Origin of the sequence: Aeromonas sp. 604176, assembly GCF_049170755.1 — a bacterium.
In the GTDB taxonomy this organism is placed as follows: Bacteria; Pseudomonadota; Gammaproteobacteria; order Enterobacterales; family Aeromonadaceae; genus Aeromonas; species Aeromonas veronii_A.
Window position 1 is genome coordinate 1 of sequence record NZ_JAAKNE010000017.1, and the last position, 15,360, is coordinate 15,360.

Annotated in this window: 14 protein-coding genes and 1 pseudogene; 14 read left to right on the forward strand and 1 reads right to left on the reverse strand. The window is 48.2% G+C overall.

Annotated elements, in window-relative coordinates; translation table 11 throughout:
* Positions 1 to 413 (forward strand): annotated as a pseudogene (locus G5358_RS04880) (DDE-type integrase/transposase/recombinase); the annotation flags it as partial.
* A gap of 191 nt (positions 414 to 604) precedes the next feature.
* Here G5358_RS04880 and G5358_RS04885 read toward each other — a convergent pair.
* A complete protein-coding gene (locus G5358_RS04885; protein ID WP_323912670.1) occupies positions 605 to 1,411 on the reverse strand; it encodes a DeoR family transcriptional regulator in 807 nt (268 codons plus the stop codon).
* A gap of 279 nt (positions 1,412 to 1,690) precedes the next feature.
* Between G5358_RS04885 and kbaZ the strand changes: the two genes are divergently transcribed.
* From kbaZ to G5358_RS04950, 13 genes are all read left to right on the forward strand, one after another.
* Positions 1,691 to 2,986, forward strand: coding sequence for a tagatose-bisphosphate aldolase subunit KbaZ (gene kbaZ, locus G5358_RS04890; RefSeq protein WP_421323729.1), 1,296 nt, complete (start codon positions 1,691 to 1,693; stop codon positions 2,984 to 2,986).
* Between the two features lie 12 nt (positions 2,987 to 2,998).
* A complete protein-coding gene (locus G5358_RS04895) occupies positions 2,999 to 4,192 on the forward strand; it encodes an SIS domain-containing protein (RefSeq protein ID WP_216951767.1) in 1,194 nt (397 codons plus the stop codon).
* A gap of 136 nt (positions 4,193 to 4,328) precedes the next feature.
* The gene (gene nagA, locus G5358_RS04900; RefSeq protein ID WP_421249113.1) at positions 4,329 to 5,528 is read left to right on the forward strand and encodes an N-acetylglucosamine-6-phosphate deacetylase; all 1,200 of its coding nucleotides are present in this window, start codon (positions 4,329 to 4,331) and stop codon (positions 5,526 to 5,528) included.
* A complete protein-coding gene (locus tag G5358_RS04905) occupies positions 5,519 to 6,373 on the forward strand; it encodes a tagatose bisphosphate family class II aldolase (RefSeq protein ID WP_216951765.1) in 855 nt (284 codons plus the stop codon). The genes nagA and G5358_RS04905 overlap by 10 nt, the downstream gene beginning before the upstream one ends.
* Positions 6,374 to 6,764: 391 nt before the next feature.
* A complete protein-coding gene (gene agaV / locus G5358_RS04910; protein ID WP_216951764.1) occupies positions 6,765 to 7,265 on the forward strand; it encodes a PTS N-acetylgalactosamine transporter subunit IIB in 501 nt (166 codons plus the stop codon).
* A 49-nt stretch (positions 7,266 to 7,314) separates the two neighbouring features.
* On the forward strand, positions 7,315 to 8,079 hold the full coding sequence (gene agaW, locus G5358_RS04915; RefSeq protein WP_216951763.1) for a PTS N-acetylgalactosamine transporter subunit IIC: 765 nt from the start codon (positions 7,315 to 7,317) through the stop codon (positions 8,077 to 8,079).
* On the forward strand, positions 8,069 to 8,971 hold the full coding sequence (locus tag G5358_RS04920) for a PTS system mannose/fructose/sorbose family transporter subunit IID (RefSeq protein ID WP_216951762.1): 903 nt from the start codon (positions 8,069 to 8,071) through the stop codon (positions 8,969 to 8,971). The genes agaW and G5358_RS04920 overlap by 11 nt, the downstream gene beginning before the upstream one ends.
* A gap of 61 nt (positions 8,972 to 9,032) precedes the next feature.
* Complete coding sequence (gene agaF, locus G5358_RS04925; RefSeq protein ID WP_167566946.1) at positions 9,033 to 9,473, forward strand: PTS galactosamine/N-acetylgalactosamine transporter subunit IIA; 441 nt, start codon at positions 9,033 to 9,035, stop codon at positions 9,471 to 9,473.
* Positions 9,474 to 9,642: 169 nt separating this feature from the next.
* Positions 9,643 to 10,473: a 5-dehydro-4-deoxy-D-glucuronate isomerase gene (gene kduI / locus G5358_RS04930; protein WP_421230732.1), complete on the forward strand. Its 831-nt coding sequence runs from the start codon at positions 9,643 to 9,645 to the stop codon at positions 10,471 to 10,473.
* 65 nt (positions 10,474 to 10,538) lie between these two features.
* On the forward strand, positions 10,539 to 11,294 hold the full coding sequence (gene kduD / locus G5358_RS04935) for a 2-dehydro-3-deoxy-D-gluconate 5-dehydrogenase KduD (RefSeq protein WP_213393752.1): 756 nt from the start codon (positions 10,539 to 10,541) through the stop codon (positions 11,292 to 11,294).
* A 15-nt stretch (positions 11,295 to 11,309) separates the two neighbouring features.
* Positions 11,310 to 12,356 carry a glycoside hydrolase family 88/105 protein gene (locus tag G5358_RS04940; RefSeq protein WP_216951760.1) on the forward strand — a complete coding sequence of 349 codons (1,047 nt, stop codon included), beginning with the start codon at positions 11,310 to 11,312 and terminating at the stop codon, positions 12,354 to 12,356.
* A gap of 180 nt (positions 12,357 to 12,536) precedes the next feature.
* On the forward strand, positions 12,537 to 13,757 hold the full coding sequence (locus G5358_RS04945) for an anaerobic sulfatase maturase (protein ID WP_421323730.1): 1,221 nt from the start codon (positions 12,537 to 12,539) through the stop codon (positions 13,755 to 13,757).
* A 111-nt stretch (positions 13,758 to 13,868) separates the two neighbouring features.
* Positions 13,869 to 15,341 (forward strand): DUF2264 domain-containing protein, encoded by a 1,473-nt coding sequence (locus G5358_RS04950; protein ID WP_216951758.1) that lies wholly within the window; start codon positions 13,869 to 13,871, stop codon positions 15,339 to 15,341.
* Positions 15,342 to 15,360 lie beyond the last annotated feature (19 nt).

The following is a 15,360-nucleotide window of genomic DNA, read 5'->3' on the forward strand; positions in this document are numbered from 1 at the left end:
GGCGGGTCGTGGGCTGGGCGATGTCTGATAAACCTGATGCAGAATTGGCAATCAAAGCACTGGAGATGGCCTATCAGTAGCGGGGTTGCCCATCCGGTGTGCTATTTCACTCCGACCAGGGCAGCCAATATGGCAGCCGGGCATTTCGGCAACGACTGTGGCGTTATCGCATAACCCAGAGCATGAGTCGTCGTGGAAACTGCTGGGATAACGCCCCGATGGAGCGACTGTTCAGAAGCCTGAAGTCAGAGTGGCTCCCGGCTATGGGATATATGAGCTTGCGAGAGGCGAAACGAGATATCAGTTATTACCTGATGGATTACTACAACTGGCGGCGTCCACATCACCACAATGACGGGATACCGCCAGCAAAAGCCGAAGAATGGCCTAACCAAGTGTCCGGATTTAGTTGACCACTACATCCTGATGCTTTACCAGCCCGATGAGGGGAGTTGCTTCGTCTGTCTGAAGCCCCAGAGCCAAGTCGCAAATGGCCATCACCTAGCCGGCTATCCCGGTTTACGGTTACTCGCCAGAGGTGACCGTATGAGTATCGGTATGACCCTGACCGTGGTGTTTGGAGGCTAAAGTAATGCTGCTTTGATCAGTGGGGATCCGCCGGTACCAGCAGGACCTCGATCCCGATATCATGTAAACCTTTTAGTAGTTCAGCAGGCAGGGCGTCATCGGTGATCAGCGTATGGATGCGCTGAGTATCAATGATCCTATGCAGGCTGGAGCGACGAAACTTGCTGGAGTCGGTGATCACAATGATTTGCTTGGCAACCTGACACATGCAGCGGTTAAGGCGCGCTTCATCCTCGTGATGGGTACTGATGCCGCGCTCGAGGTCGATGCCATCCACCCCGAGAAACAGCTGGTCAAAATGGTAGTTTTGCAGGGATTGCTCGGCCTGTGCCCCATAGAACGAGAGTGATTTGCGGCGCAGTTGACCGCCGGTCATCAGCAGCTCGACCCCCTCTGCCTCCAGCAGTGCATTGGCTACGTTCATGCCGTTGGTCATCACCAGGATCTCCTGATGTTCGCGCAGATGACGAGCCACCTCCAGCGTCGTGGTGCCCGAGTCGAGGATAAGTCGACTCCCGGGTTGTACCAGTGTGGCTGCCAGCGCGCCGATCCGCTGTTTGACCGGCGTGTTGAGCACACTTTTGTCGGCAATGGTTCGCTCGGGGACGGCCTGATTGGGTTCACACAACAGAGCGCCCCCGTAGGCGCGTACAGCAATCCCTTGTTTTTCCAAGAATGCCAGATCGTTGCGAATGGTGACGGTAGATACCTGAAACTGTGCTGATAAGTCATTGACTTGTACGCTGCCATGGCTACGTAGTTGCTGGATGATACGCTCACGGCGTTCACTGGTGCCGATAGTACTTTTCTCGGTAATTTGCATTATTCCGCTCTGTCCGTATTAGTTGTCCTGTCTGCACATGGACTTTCACTTTATTGCATTTTGCGTATTAACGCTTAGTGGACAATCCAAATCAAGTCTTGGCCTTGCGCTTTGTGACAAAAAAATCACTTCAGTCAAAGCCCTTTCTTTTCCTTTTGTTTTTCGTGATCTGGCTCATAAAAAACATGTCATTTCATTTCATTTCGTTTTCGTCAGGTTTATCTTTTTAGAAAAGAAATGAAATGTCACTGCTAGTTTTTCGATGGCCTTGGAGGAGAAGTGAAAGGTATCGCTCAGTTAATAGAAAGAAACAAGAATGGGGAAGCAGTTGGCATCACCTCGGTATGTTCTGCTCACCCGTTAGTGCTGGAAGCTGCATTAACGCTGGCTAAGATAGAAGGAAACGTTCTGCTGGTAGAGGCCACCTCTAATCAAGTGGATCAATTTGGTGGCTATACCGGTATGACACCTGCAGATTTTCGCGAACGTTTATACCAGTTGGCAGATCGCTGTGGTGTTGAGCGTGAGATGGTGATCCTTGGTGGCGATCACTTGGGTCCAAATCGATGGCAGGGACTTTCTGCTTCCGAAGCCATGGCACATGCAGAAACGCTTATTGCCACATATGTGGCGGCAGGTTTCAAAAAAATCCATCTTGACTGCAGTATGGCTTGTTCCGATGACCCTTTATCACTCAGTGATGAAGTGGTTGCCGAACGTGCAGCTAGGCTTGCGGTAGTCGCTGAGCGTACTTGTTACGAGAAGTTTGGGCGCTGCGACCTGATTTATGTAATTGGCACCGAAGTCCCCGTTCCTGGTGGGGCGCATGAAGATCTTTCAGTACTTGCGGTAACAACACCTCAGGCTGCGCGTTATACATTGGAAGCACATCGAGCGGCCTTTACTCGTCAAGGTTTGGGGGATGTATGGTCACGGGTCATTGCGTTAGTCGTGCAGCCGGGCGTTGAATTTGATCATACGAGAGTGGTTGATTATCAAAGTGGCAAGGCTATTGGCTTGAGTCTGATGATCAAGGAATACCCCCACATGGTGTTTGAAGCCCACTCGACGGATTATCAAACACCTCAGGCTTACCAGCAGTTAGTACGTGATCACTTTGCAATTCTCAAGGTCGGGCCTGCACTCACGTTTGCTTTGCGTGAAGCGTTGTTCTCATTGGCTGCTATTGAATCGGAATTAGTGACTGCTAGTGCTTGTTCAAGACTACGTGATGTGCTCGAGCAGACCATGTTGGAGCAGCCTGGATATTGGCAAAGCCACTATCAGGGGAGTCCTAATGACAGACGTCTGGCTCGAGGTTACAGCTATTCGGATCGGATTCGTTACTACTGGCCTGAGCAGCGGGTAGATGAAGCGTATGCCTGTCTGTTGGCCAATCTTGAACAAGAGCAAATTCCATTGCCACTGCTGAGTCAGTATCTACCAATCCAATATCAAAAAGTGCGTGAGGGGCTGCTTTCTGCAGATCCCCACAGTCTGATTCTTGATCAGGTTCAGGAAGTGCTGCGGCACTATTCTCGGGCTTGCTGTCCCCAGCCTGAAATGGCTATGTGAGGTATTACAGTCATGATTCTTGGTTATGAAAAAGAAACATTAATCGCAGCCAAAGGAATTGCTACTGCGAGTGAAATTCAACAACAGCCTGCGACATGGTTAGAAACATTAGGCATGGTCGATAAGGAAAGAAACGCCATAGATCAGTTTATTACTCCCTTACTAATGCAAGGTAATCTGCGAATTATTCTGACCGGCGCAGGGACATCTGCTTTTGCGGGGCGTGCGTTGGCCCCTTATTTATCGGCACGTCTTAACGGTAGAGTGGAGTCGATCCCCAGCACAGATATTGTTACTGATCCAAAAGAGTATCTGGACCAAGATACCCCGACGTTACTTGTTTCGTTTGCCCGTTCGGGAAACAGTCCTGAAAGTGTGGCAGCTGTTGATTTGGCTAGCAGTTTGGTAAGCAAATGTTACCACTTGGTTCTCACTTGCAATGCTGAAGGGAAACTATATCAGCGTTGTCAGAAGGAGGGTCGATCACTGGCACTGTTGATGCCGCCTCAGACCAATGATCGTAGTTTTGCCATGACAAGTAGTCTCACCAGCATGATGTTGACCTGCTTGACTGTATTTTTGCCGAAACGGTTCAACCAGCATGCTTGCACTTCACTGGCAGGCGTCAGTGAGGCCATCCTGAAACAGGTCGTTCAAACGGTGCCTGCATGGAATGAACCACTCCCACAACGAGTTATCTATCTTGGTAGTGGCAGTCTGCAGGGTGTTGCACAAGAAGCAGCGCTTAAGTTGCTGGAGCTGACCAGTGGGCGGTTGATTGCCATGTTCGATTCTCCTACCGGATTTCGTCACGGACCAAAATCAGTGGTCGATAGCAATACTTTAATCGTGCAGATGATCTCCAATGATCCCTATACACGACAATATGACCTTGATTTGTTAAATGAGCTGCGTCGTGATGGTGTTGCTGCACGAGTTGTTGCCCTGGCCGATATTCCTGACAATCGGATTGAGGCTGGTGAATATATTTACCTTCCACAGACTCAGCGCGGCGATGATGCAGAGCTGGCATTTTGTTACCTGCTTTATGCCCAGTTCTACGCATTCCATACATCCATGATGCTTGGTATCAATCCGGATAATCCATGTCCGAGCGGTCGTGTTAATCGAGTCGTGCAGGGGGTCACAATCTATCCGTATCCCGAGCAGAACTTGAGTAAACCGTCATGTGCAACAGTTTACTGAAGCAAAGTTATCCATCTGTGAACTGGTTCCAATTCACAGGAGCATGGACCCACTCTATGCGTTCAGAGTTGGGAAAGCTTTATTCAGGCGGTGTCAGGAATGATGGCATTAATTACCCGACAGGGGAGGATCTTTAATGGTCGAGCGGATCAGGGCGCGCCATCTGTTAACCGAAACAGGTTGGCGAGAGGCCTGCTGGCTAGAGCATGAGAATGGCTGGATAACGGCGATAGGCTCTCTCTCTCAAGAAAATATGGGGTTTGATGTCGAGCTGCTGGTGCCTGCGCTGATCGACGGTCATGTCCACGGCGGAGCTGGCGTCGATGTCATGGATAGCGATGGCAATGCCTTGGCTACCTTGTCGATGGCCAAGGCGGCAGAAGGAGTCGGTGCTTTTCTTGCCACCACGGTCACCGCCCCACTCCCCGAGATAGAGCAAGCCCTTGCTCGCATTGCCGATAGCGTTGCCCGCGGCATGCCGGGCGCCGAGCTGCTCGGCTGCTATCTCGAAGGGCCCTACTTCACTCCGGACAACAAGGGCGCCCACGATCAGGCGCTGTTTCGGGAGCTGGATATTGCCGAACTGACCCACCTGCAACAGCTGGCGCGCGGCAGCCTGAAGGTGGTCGCGCTGGCACCGGAAAAGCCCAACGCCATCGCGGCCATTCACCATCTTGCCGCAAACGGCGTGCGGGTAATGCTGGGTCACTCGGCGGCGGATCACGACACCACCATGGCGGCACTGGCGGCAGGCGCCTCCGGGCTGGTGCACTGCTTTAACGGCATGCGCGGCCTGCACCACCGCGAACCCGGCATGGTCGGTGCGGGCCTTGTCCATCCCGCAGCCTGGCTGGAGCTGATCGCCGATGGCCATCATCTACACCCGAGCGTGCTCAAGCTCTGTCACTGCTGCGCTGGCCAGCGCCTGCTCTTGGTCACCGATGCGATGCGCGCTGCCGGTATGCCCGACGGTCACTATCTGCTTGGCAACTATCGGGTCGAGATGAAAAACGGCGTGGTACGCACTGAAACCGGCGGTCTGGCGGGCAGCACCCTCACCCTGCTTGGCGCCGTACGCAACATGGTGCAGCTGGCGGATGTGCCGCTCGATGAAGCCATCGCAATGGCCTCGCTGGCACCAGCAAAGATGCTCGGCATTGCCGATCGTCTCGGTTCACTGGCAGTTGGCAAACAGGCCAACCTGCTCGCCCTCACCACTGAACTCAATCAACAACACATCTGGGTGGCTGGCCGGGAGATAAATCCGACCAACCTTTCCTCCCTTTTCTCAGGATCTCGCGTCAATCAGGACGCTCAGGAGTCACTATGTATCTGATCTCTTCCCATGAAATGCTCAAAGATGCCCAGCGCCGTGGCTACGCCGTACCGGCTTTCAACATCCACAACCTGGAAACCGTGCAGGTGGTGGCTCGCACCGCCGCTCGCATGCGCTCTCCGGTGATCTTGGCTGGCACCCCGGGCACCTATCGCCATGCCGGGGTCGAATATCTGGTCTCCATCTGTCAGGCAGCTGCTCATGAGTACCGCATCCCGCTGGTGCTGCATCTGGATCACCACGAAGACGAGCAGGACATCCACAACAAGGTCGAAGCGGGCATTCGCTCGGCCATGATCGATGCCTCGCACTTTCCGTTTGAAGAGAACATCGAGAAAGTACGCAGTGTGGTCACTTTCTGCCATCGCATGGGCGCCAGCGTTGAAGCGGAACTGGGCCAGCTGGGTGGTCAGGAAGATGACCTCATTGTCGATGCCGCAAATGCCAAATTTACCGATCCGCTGAAGGCGGCCGAGTTTGTCCGCCGTACCGGTATCGACTCGCTGGCCGTGGCCATCGGTACCGCACACGGCCTCTACAAGGAGGAGCCCCGTCTGGACTTTGCACGCCTCGCCGCCATTCGCGAGCAGGTAGATATTCCGCTGGTGCTGCACGGCGCCTCCGGCGTACCGGAGGCCGATGTGCGCCGCTGCATCGAACTCGGGATCTGCAAGGTCAACGTTGCGACCGAACTGAAGATCGCCTTCGCCGATGCGATGAAAGCCTTCCTTGGCTCCCATCCGGATGCCAGCGACCCGCGCCAGTATCTGGTGCCCGCCATGGCCGCCATGGAGGAAGTAGTCGAGGCGAAAATCCGTATGTGTATGAGTGAGAACCGTATTTGATTTGGATAGGTTATCTATTGCCTGCGATGTATATCCGTTTGTTGACGTCTATTAACGTACTGCAATGAGCTGGATTCATCTGTTTACTAGCCGCAAGTGAGATGCATTCTTATAGAAGAAATTAACCAGTTAGAAAAAGCATTGGGGAGGCCTCCTTCTTTCGATGTCTTTTTATTAACTTCGTGAAAGCGATCTCATTTTCGTTTTCTTTCAATTTATTAATGTCTGGACTGGCGTTAAGCTAAGTAAAACACAGTTAGTGCGGCGGGGACGAATAACGACATCAGGTATGTGCCTGCAAGCATAATGATGTTGCTAGTTAATTTAATCAGATGGCTTAGTGTGTTGCCTGCATATATGCCGGTATGCCTATAACATAGGAATGAAATATATGACAACTCCAAATATTGTATGGACTAGGATTGATGAACGTTTGTTACACGGACAAATTCGTATCACATGGGGTAAACACACAGAGGCGAATCTGATTCTTGTTGCTAATGATGATGCAGCAGAAGGCCCCAATGCTGCCTTTATGCAAGCTGGTATGAAAGCTTCCGCAGGTGGAGAATATGCAGTTAGATTTTTTACTATTAAAAAGACAATTGATGTGATTCATAATGCATCAGATAAACAGCGAATATTTATTCTTTGTAATAACCCGACAGATGTTGCTCGTTTGGTAGAGGGAGGGGTTCCGATCACCCACTGCAATATCGGGAATATGCATTATCATGAAGGCAAGAAGCAAATCGCAAAAACAGTGTCTGTTGATGATAATGATATTAAAGCATTTGAGAGTATGACCCAAAAGGGGGTATGTTGCACGGTTCAAAATACACCTGATCAAAACGCATTGGATATCTTTGAACTGGTTAACGGCGCCGCCTGACATTAAAAAATAAGATATATTTACATTTACTTTCAAAAAGGAATTAAGCATGTTTTTCGAAGCTATGCTTGTCGCAATATGGGCATTTTTTTGTGGTATCGATAAATATGATGTCGCACTAAATATCCACCGCCCGATTATAACCGGTCCGGTAGTTGGATTGATTATGGGGGATATGCAAATTGGCTTGGTTGCGGGGGCTACTCTGGAGTTAGCTTGGTTAGGATTGGTACCTAACGCAGGTGCTCAGCCACCTGATGTCACAATGGGCACCATCGCAGCAGTCGCATTTGCTGTGATGACTGGTCAATCCGCAGAAGTGGCTATGGGTGTCGGGATGCCCATCGCAGTCCTGATGCAGATGCTAGTGATTGGTTTCTTTGCATTGACTTCTTTCACTATGGGCAAGGTGGATCGTTACGCTGAACAGGCTGATGCATCTGGTATCGATCGATTATTGATAGCGACAATCTCACTACGCTCCATGCTCTACGCTGTCATTGCATTTATGACAGTCTATTTTGGGGAGCACGGTGCCGCCTGGATAGATGAAAATGCACCAACAGTATTACTTGAAGGGTTGGGCATCGGTGCCAAAATGGTGCCGGCGATTGGTTTCGCCATGCTGCTAAAAATCATGTGGTCCAAAGAAGTTGCAGGGGTGTTTTTTATCGGTTTTGTAATGACAACCTACTTGAAGTTGCCAATCATGGCTGTTGCAATCTTGGGCGCATCTGCCGCAGCACTTTATTACTTCTTTAGTGGAAATACCAACTCAAACAAGCAAGCAGAGGAATTTGAAGATGGCATCTGATATTACAATGTCTCCACTGAGGAACAATGTCGAGGCATCTCAAGTAAAAAATCATTCATTGGTAGATAATATCGATGCTTATGAAGATACCGCTGTACGTAAAGTCATCACCAAGAAAGATTTGTGGATCTGTTCTTTACGTGGCTTGTTTATGGAGGGCAACTTCAACTTTGAACGAATGCAGGGTGGTGGTTTTGCGTACTCCATTATTCCTGCTTTAAAAAAGATTCATGGTAATAATAGAAATGATCTAGCCAAAGCATTGAAAAATCATCTGCAGTTCTTCAATGCAAGTCCGAAATTATTTACCTTCCTGCTAGGTACAGCTATCGCAATGGAAGAGAATAAAGAAAAACCGTCTACTGTCAACGTAATGAAAGTGGCTGGTATGGGCCCTACCGGTGGTATTGGCGATGCGATCGACCACATGACGTTGATGCCATTGACATTAGCACTGGGGGCGTCGATTGCCATTGAAGGATCGATTGCTGGTCCGTTTGTTTTCTTCCTGCTGTATCAGATTGTGCACTTTTTTGTTTATTTTGGTTTGATGTTCATGGGATACCGTGCTGGTACTGCAGCGATGGTAAACATGAGTGATGCAACAGAAAAGTTGGCAAAAGCTGCCAATATCATGGGTATTTTCGTAATCGGCGCACTATCGGCAACATTTATCAAGTTACAGACGACAGCATCCTTAGAGCTCGGTGGTAAAACGGTAGAGCTTCAAGCTTCGTTGTTTGACAAAATCATGCCTAATCTATTGCCGTTAGCATTGGTATTTTTTATGTTCAAGATGGTTAAGGGGACCGGGTTCTGGGCGAAGCCACCAGTGCTTATTTTCTCAACCTTGGCCGCTGGGGTAGTCGGGCATTACCTTGGGATTATTTAAATACGCTGATAAATACTAATGGGGTGGGATATCCCCCACCTATTTAAGAGGGATAAATTACATGATCGGTATTGTAGTGTCTGGACATATCAACTTTGCATCCGGAATGCAGTCTGCAATGAAAGCGATTGTGGGGGAGCCGGAGCAGATGCGCTTCGTAGACTTTGTCGAGTCCATGTCGACGGATGATTTGGAGACTGCTCTGAGAAATGCAGCTCAGGAAGTTAACTCTGACGATGGCGTACTGTTTTTAACAGATATTCCTGGCGGTTCACCAGCAAATCGAGCATCCGTCATTTTAATGGATTCTGATCAGGTAGAGGTATTGTCTGGGGTTAACTTACCAATGATTGCAAATGCCGCATTTGAACGTGACGGTGCATCATTGCATGAGCTGGTCGATATTCTTCAAGATATTGGTAAAAGTACAATTCAGGATATGAGAAAGGCACTGGAGGCTGCCATTGTTGAGGAGTGCATTAGTGAGGAAGAGGGTCTTTAATAATGCTCTTCATTCATTATTACGTGGGAGTCTTATAAGGTGTTTGCCCCTGCATTATAAGGAATTAGTTTTCACGACTTCTTTGTCATGAATGAACAGTCAGTAATGCACTGATGGCTAGTTATTTTCATCGATGTCAGTGGCTGTGGTTATAACTTGAGGTTTTAAAATGGAAATTCGTCAACCCATACACAGTGAACATGCGAAACACTTAGATACAAGTGGCCTGCGTCGCCATTTTCTGATCGAAGAGATGTTCCAGCAGAATAAAATCAATCTTACCTATAGTCACATAGACCGTATCATCGTTGGTGCCGCTGTACCGCTTGGTGAGCCTCTTTCCCTGGAAGGTGGGAAGGAGATCGGGGTTGAGTTCTTTCTACAACGTCGTGAGTTGGGTGTGATCAACATCGGTGAGCCAGGTTTGGTGACTGTTGATGGTAAGACTTTTGAGATTGGTGCTCGTGAGGCTCTCTATGTTGGCATGGGGGCGCGTGAAATTGTATTTTCTAGCGTAAAACCGGAGCATCCTGCACGTTTTTATCTTAATTGTGCTCCGGCTCATCATGCTTATCCGACACGCAAAATTTCTCGTGAAGAGGCTGCTCCGGAATCTTTGGGAAGTCAGGGAAATTGTAACGTTCGCACCATCTATAAATACTTGCATCCTTCGGTACTGCCGACTTGCCAGTTGCTGATGGGAATGACAGAACTCGCTCCAGGCAATCTGTGGAATACCATGCCTTGTCATACCCACGAACGCCGCATGGAGGTTTATCTCTATTTTGATATGAGTGAGAACAACCTAGTTTTCCACTACATGGGGGAACCTCAGGAGACTCGGCATCTGGTGGTACGTAATGAACAGGCGGTAATCAGTCCGAGTTGGTCTATCCACTCTGGTGTCGGTACTTCGGCTTACACCTTCATTTGGGGCATGGTCGGTGAAAACCAGACTTTCCACGATATGGATCATGTTGCCATGAGTGATTTGAAGTAAACCCTACCAATTAATTTATGCGGGTTGCTTGACGCAAGCCAATCCGCCTTGTCGCAGGAAGAAATATGAACATGTTTGATCTCATGGGTAAAGTCGCTATGGTGACCGGCTGTAATACCGGTCTTGGACAGGGCATGGCATTGGGTCTTGCGCAGGCTGGGGCTGATATCGTTGGTGTCGGTTACGAACCTGCTGCTGAGACACAGGCAGCCATTGAAGCAATGGGCCGGAAATTTCACTACATCACAGCAAATTTGATGCAACAGGACTTGCTGGGTGCAATTGTCTCAGAAGCTGTCGAAGTAATGGGTGGTGTAGATATTCTAGTGAATAATGCTGGTATTATTCGCCGTCAGGATATTCTCGAGTTTACAAATAAGGATTGGGATGACGTGATTAATATCAACCAAAAGACGGTATTTTTCTTGTCACAGGCGGTAGCCAAGCAATTTGTTAAACAAGGTCGGGGTGGCAAGATCATCAATATTGCCTCAATGCTCTCGTTCCAGGGCGGTGTGAGAGTTCCTTCCTATACAGCCAGTAAGTCTGCGGTAATGGGTCTGACGAGAGCTCTGGCCACTGAACTTGCTCATCACGGCATTAATGTTAATGCCATTGCGCCAGGCTATATGGCAACAGATAACACAGCTGCTTTACGTGCAGACGAGGCTCGTAACAACGCAATATTGGAACGGATCCCAGCGAATCGTTGGGGTGCACCATCTGATCTGGCTGGCCCTGCGGTATTCTTGGCATCTGCTGCCAGTGACTATGTGAACGGCTACACATTGGCCGTTGATGGCGGCTGGCTGGCTCGTTGATAAGGAGAGCTGACTATGTCATCAGTAGCTAGAGCTGAGGTGCTGGCAGCGATGAAGCGTGTATATCGCTATCAAGCGGCCCATCAGACCCGTAGTGTGATTCGTCGTAGTGGCAAGGTTCGATTTATTAAAGATACAGATTGGGAGCGGGGGGTATTTTGGTCTTGTGTTGCGAATGCATGGCAAGCAACGGATGACACGGAGTACCTGGACGGGGTGATGAACTACACCCTGCATACCGGCTTTCGGGCCGGCCCCAACCCACGATTTGCTGATGATCACGTGTGCTGCCAGGCCTACCTGGATGTCTATCCATTGGTCAACCAGATTGAAGCGCTGGAGCCGACCATCAAGGCCCTCGATTTGATGCTGGAGTCACCTGCTCCTGGCCGTCAGGATTGGTGGTGGTGTGACTCTTTATTTATGGCCCCCCCCGTGTTTGCTGGGCTCTCCCAACTGACAGGTGATCACAAGTATCTGGATTATATGGAGCCTGCATTTTGGGATGCGGTGGATCATTTATTTGATCCACAAACCGGCCTTTTCTTTCGTGATCATCGCTATATCCCTGATGGAAAAGGGGGGGAGTTGCGTGAAGCAAATGGAGAGCTGGTTTTCTGGAGTCGAGGGGTGGGTTGGGTACTGGCCAGTATCCCTCGCTTGCTAGCACGAATGCCTGATGACCATCCCTCACGGGAACGTTACTTGACACTGTTTTGCGGCTTGGCCAAGACAATATGTCGTTATCAACAGCCGGATGGATTTTGGCGTACCAGTTTGCTTGATCCGGAGCATTTCCCCGCTCCAGAAAGCAGTGCAACGTCATTGTTTTGTTATGGTTTGGCCTGGGGGATCAATCAGGGGATTCTGGCTCGTGATGAGTACCTCCCATCTGTACTTTCATCCTGGCAAGCATTACTCGGTTGCATTCATGAAAATGGCATGATGGGTTGGGTGCAGTTGCCTGCATTTAATCCCCGTGATGTTCAGCGAGACCATAATATTGACTATGGTGCCGGCGTATTTTTGCTTGCTGCCACAGAGGTGATGCAACTCGTATAGTGTCGTGGCGTACATAAGTCGCAATGATATGAAAACCCAGTTCAGTTGGCTGGGTTTTTTCTTTTATGTGTTTTCATTTTCTTTTTGCCCGTTGTGTTAATTGTGAGTCGACACAACAAATACTTTCATATGGTTTCGTATACTACGGTTACAGCTTCAATTTTTAAAGTATCGGTATCAATGAGCATTATTCAAAAGAGTCAAACAGCATTTCATATGATGGCGAAGCCAACAGGCTATCGCTGTAATCTCAAGTGTGAGTACTGTTTTTATCTGGAGAAAGAACACACCATTCATCAGGATAGTCCCACTGCATCACAGACTATGTCAGATGCGACCCTGAAGCGTTACATCCGGGAATATATCCGCTCTCAACATAGCCAGCAGATAGACTTCTCATGGCAGGGGGGAGAACCGACTCTCGCAGGCTTGGATTTTTATCGCAATGTGGTTGCGTATCAACAGCAATATGCGGATGGAAAGCATATTACCAACAGCTTTCAAACCAATGCGATCGGGATTAATCGCCAATGGGCCGATTTTTTTGCCAAGCATAATTTCTTGGTTGGTGTGTCAGTAGATGGACTACAAAGTGTGCACGACGCATATCGTGTTTCAGTGAATGGTAACCCAACATTTGAGCGGGTACAGCATGCGATAGAATTACTGACGGAGTTTGGCGTAGAGTTTAACACCCTGACTGTAATTAATGATAAAAATTGGGATAAGGGGCGTGACACCTATCTTGCGCTGAAAAAACTGGGGGCAAATTTCATGCAATTTATTCCTTTGGTTGAGTTGTCACCTGCTAGTCAGGCTGATAATAATGGCCATTATACACCTATGCCAAATCCAAAATTAATGGATTTCTCTGTGCCTGCACATGGATATGGTCGCTTTATGAATGATGTATTTGATGAGTGGTGTAGGGCTGATATTGGTAAAGTTTTTATTCGCATATTTGACAGTATATTAGCTGTATGGATGGGATATCCCGCTTCTCTATGCATTCACTCAAAAGAGTGTGGGCAGGCAATCGTCATTGAGGCCAATGGTGATCTTTATTCTTGTGATCATTATGTATATCCGGCCAACAAACTGGGCAATATCCATCTACATTCACTTGTCAGTATGGCTACGGGCAAGATGCAAAAAAGATTTGGTACCGCAAAGTCACAGAAATTGACCGAGCAATGCAAGCGATGTGAGGTCTATTCACTTTGTTATGGTGGATGTCCAAAACATCGAGTGTTATCGATATCCGGAGAGCGGTATCGTCATAATTATCTCTGCACATCATATCGCCAAATATTTGATCATACTGCTCCCAAAATGCAGATGATGGCTGAGGAGATACAAAATGGTGGAATTGCAGCGAATGTTATGCATAGGCTTGGGTAATGCTAGAGACATAATTAAAGCATTGCTTTATCTCAGCATTGATAATATGAGTATACATAATATTTTATCTGTTAGATAGCCATGTAATTATTTGAATATGAGAAGGTTTAAATGACTGACATTAAAATAACTAAACGACCAATTGTCCCGTATGAAAATCCGGACTGGGCCATGTATTTTCATCTTTTTCAAGAAAACTTACTAAGATTTTTTCACAAAAAACGTTCATATACACACAATGATAATCATATAGCAAAGGTTTTCTCGATACCTCAGGCTGGATTAAAATATCAGTGTAATGAGTTAGTAAAATATGTGGCTGAGGCGTTTGATCATTATGCTGTTTGGGATTATACCCATGCTTATTATCCCGGACGACCAAGCCAGCAGAGTGCTCGAACTGATGCCATGGAGGGGGCTAGTCGGTTGTTACCTACTTTGGCTGCCTGGTTATATTCAAAGGGGCCAAATGAAAGCAATTTAGCCTTGGCTGATGGTCGGCAGTTATCGCCGGCAGATATCATTCATGCAGCTTTTCTTGCTGGAACAGACCCCAATCACCCAGGCTTTTGGGGAGTGATGCATGACTGCGATCAACGTATCTGTGAAAGTGCGGATTTAGCATTGACTCTATGGTTGAGCAGGGAACATGTTTGGATAAGATTTAATCATGATGAACAAGCTAGAATAGTAGCTTGGTTTAGTCAGGTAAATACATTAATTACTGTTGATAATAATTGGCATTTATTTCCACTGACCGTTCAGTTTGTCCTGAAATCGTTAGCTGGTGTGGATCATGTAGACCATGATAAATACGAAAGAATTAAAGAGTTTCATGTTGGCGCTGGGTGGTTTCGCGATGGTGCATTAGGTAACTATGACTATTATAATGCGTGGGGTTTTCATTACTCATTTTATTGGCTAGACCAAATCCTTCCTGATTTTGACCCTGAGTTTATTCGTGGCACTCTAGCTGAATTTGTTGCTTCCTATCGTTATTTTTTCACTACGCAGGGATTACCCTTTTTTGGCCGTAGTGCTTGCTATCGACTAGCTGCAGCAGCCCCTCTGATTGCAGCTGCAGATCACGGCATCTTGCCACCAGGTGAAGTGAAGCATGCTTTTAGTTCTTCGCTTTCTTATTTTATTTCGAATGGGGCATTGGAAGCAGGCCTTCCAACCCAAGGAGTATTTGGGTGTGATGATAGGTTAATAGATAACTACAGTGGCCCAGCAAGTAGCCTCTGGTCTTTGCGGGCCTTGAATATGGCTCTCTATTGCGGGGATCGAAGTGGTCTCTGGGAGGCGAAACCATTACCACTACCGGTCGAGCAAGGTGATTTTACTCTTGCGATACCTGCTATTGGACTCCAGCTGCAGGGTGTAAGGGAAACAAATGAAGTGGTTGCGCTGTTTCGTTTTGATTATACCGCGCAGCAGAGTCCTTTGACGCGACGTTTGGAGCAGCAACGCTGGTGGAATCGTTGTAAAGAATGGGTCATAGGAAGGGCAGAAAGACCGAAAAACAATCTGCTTCGAAAGGGAGTTACCTGTTACACCTCAAAAATGTTTCATTTTTTCTAGTGTAACTTACGATTCTTTT

Bases quoted from the DNA above. Each gene is read 5' to 3' on its own strand.
- kduI (WP_421230732.1), top strand. From the start codon at position 9,643: ATGGAAATTCGTCAACCCATACACAGTGAACATGCGAAACACTTAGAT.
- nagA (WP_421249113.1), top strand. From the start codon at position 4,329: ATGGTCGAGCGGATCAGGGCGCGCCATCTGTTAACCGAAACAGGTTGG.
- G5358_RS04945 (WP_421323730.1), top strand. From the start codon at position 12,537: ATGAGCATTATTCAAAAGAGTCAAACAGCATTTCATATGATGGCGAAG.
- G5358_RS04885 (WP_323912670.1), bottom strand. From the start codon at position 1,411: ATGCAAATTACCGAGAAAAGTACTATCGGCACCAGTGAACGCCGTGAG.
- G5358_RS04940 (WP_216951760.1), top strand. From the start codon at position 11,310: ATGTCATCAGTAGCTAGAGCTGAGGTGCTGGCAGCGATGAAGCGTGTA.
- agaV (WP_216951764.1), top strand. From the start codon at position 6,765: ATGACAACTCCAAATATTGTATGGACTAGGATTGATGAACGTTTGTTA.
- G5358_RS04920 (WP_216951762.1), top strand. From the start codon at position 8,069: ATGGCATCTGATATTACAATGTCTCCACTGAGGAACAATGTCGAGGCA.
- G5358_RS04905 (WP_216951765.1), top strand. From the start codon at position 5,519: ATGTATCTGATCTCTTCCCATGAAATGCTCAAAGATGCCCAGCGCCGT.
- agaF (WP_167566946.1), top strand. From the start codon at position 9,033: ATGATCGGTATTGTAGTGTCTGGACATATCAACTTTGCATCCGGAATG.
- kduD (WP_213393752.1), top strand. From the start codon at position 10,539: ATGAACATGTTTGATCTCATGGGTAAAGTCGCTATGGTGACCGGCTGT.
- agaW (WP_216951763.1), top strand. From the start codon at position 7,315: ATGTTTTTCGAAGCTATGCTTGTCGCAATATGGGCATTTTTTTGTGGT.
- G5358_RS04950 (WP_216951758.1), top strand. From the start codon at position 13,869: ATGACTGACATTAAAATAACTAAACGACCAATTGTCCCGTATGAAAAT.
- G5358_RS04895 (WP_216951767.1), top strand. From the start codon at position 2,999: ATGATTCTTGGTTATGAAAAAGAAACATTAATCGCAGCCAAAGGAATT.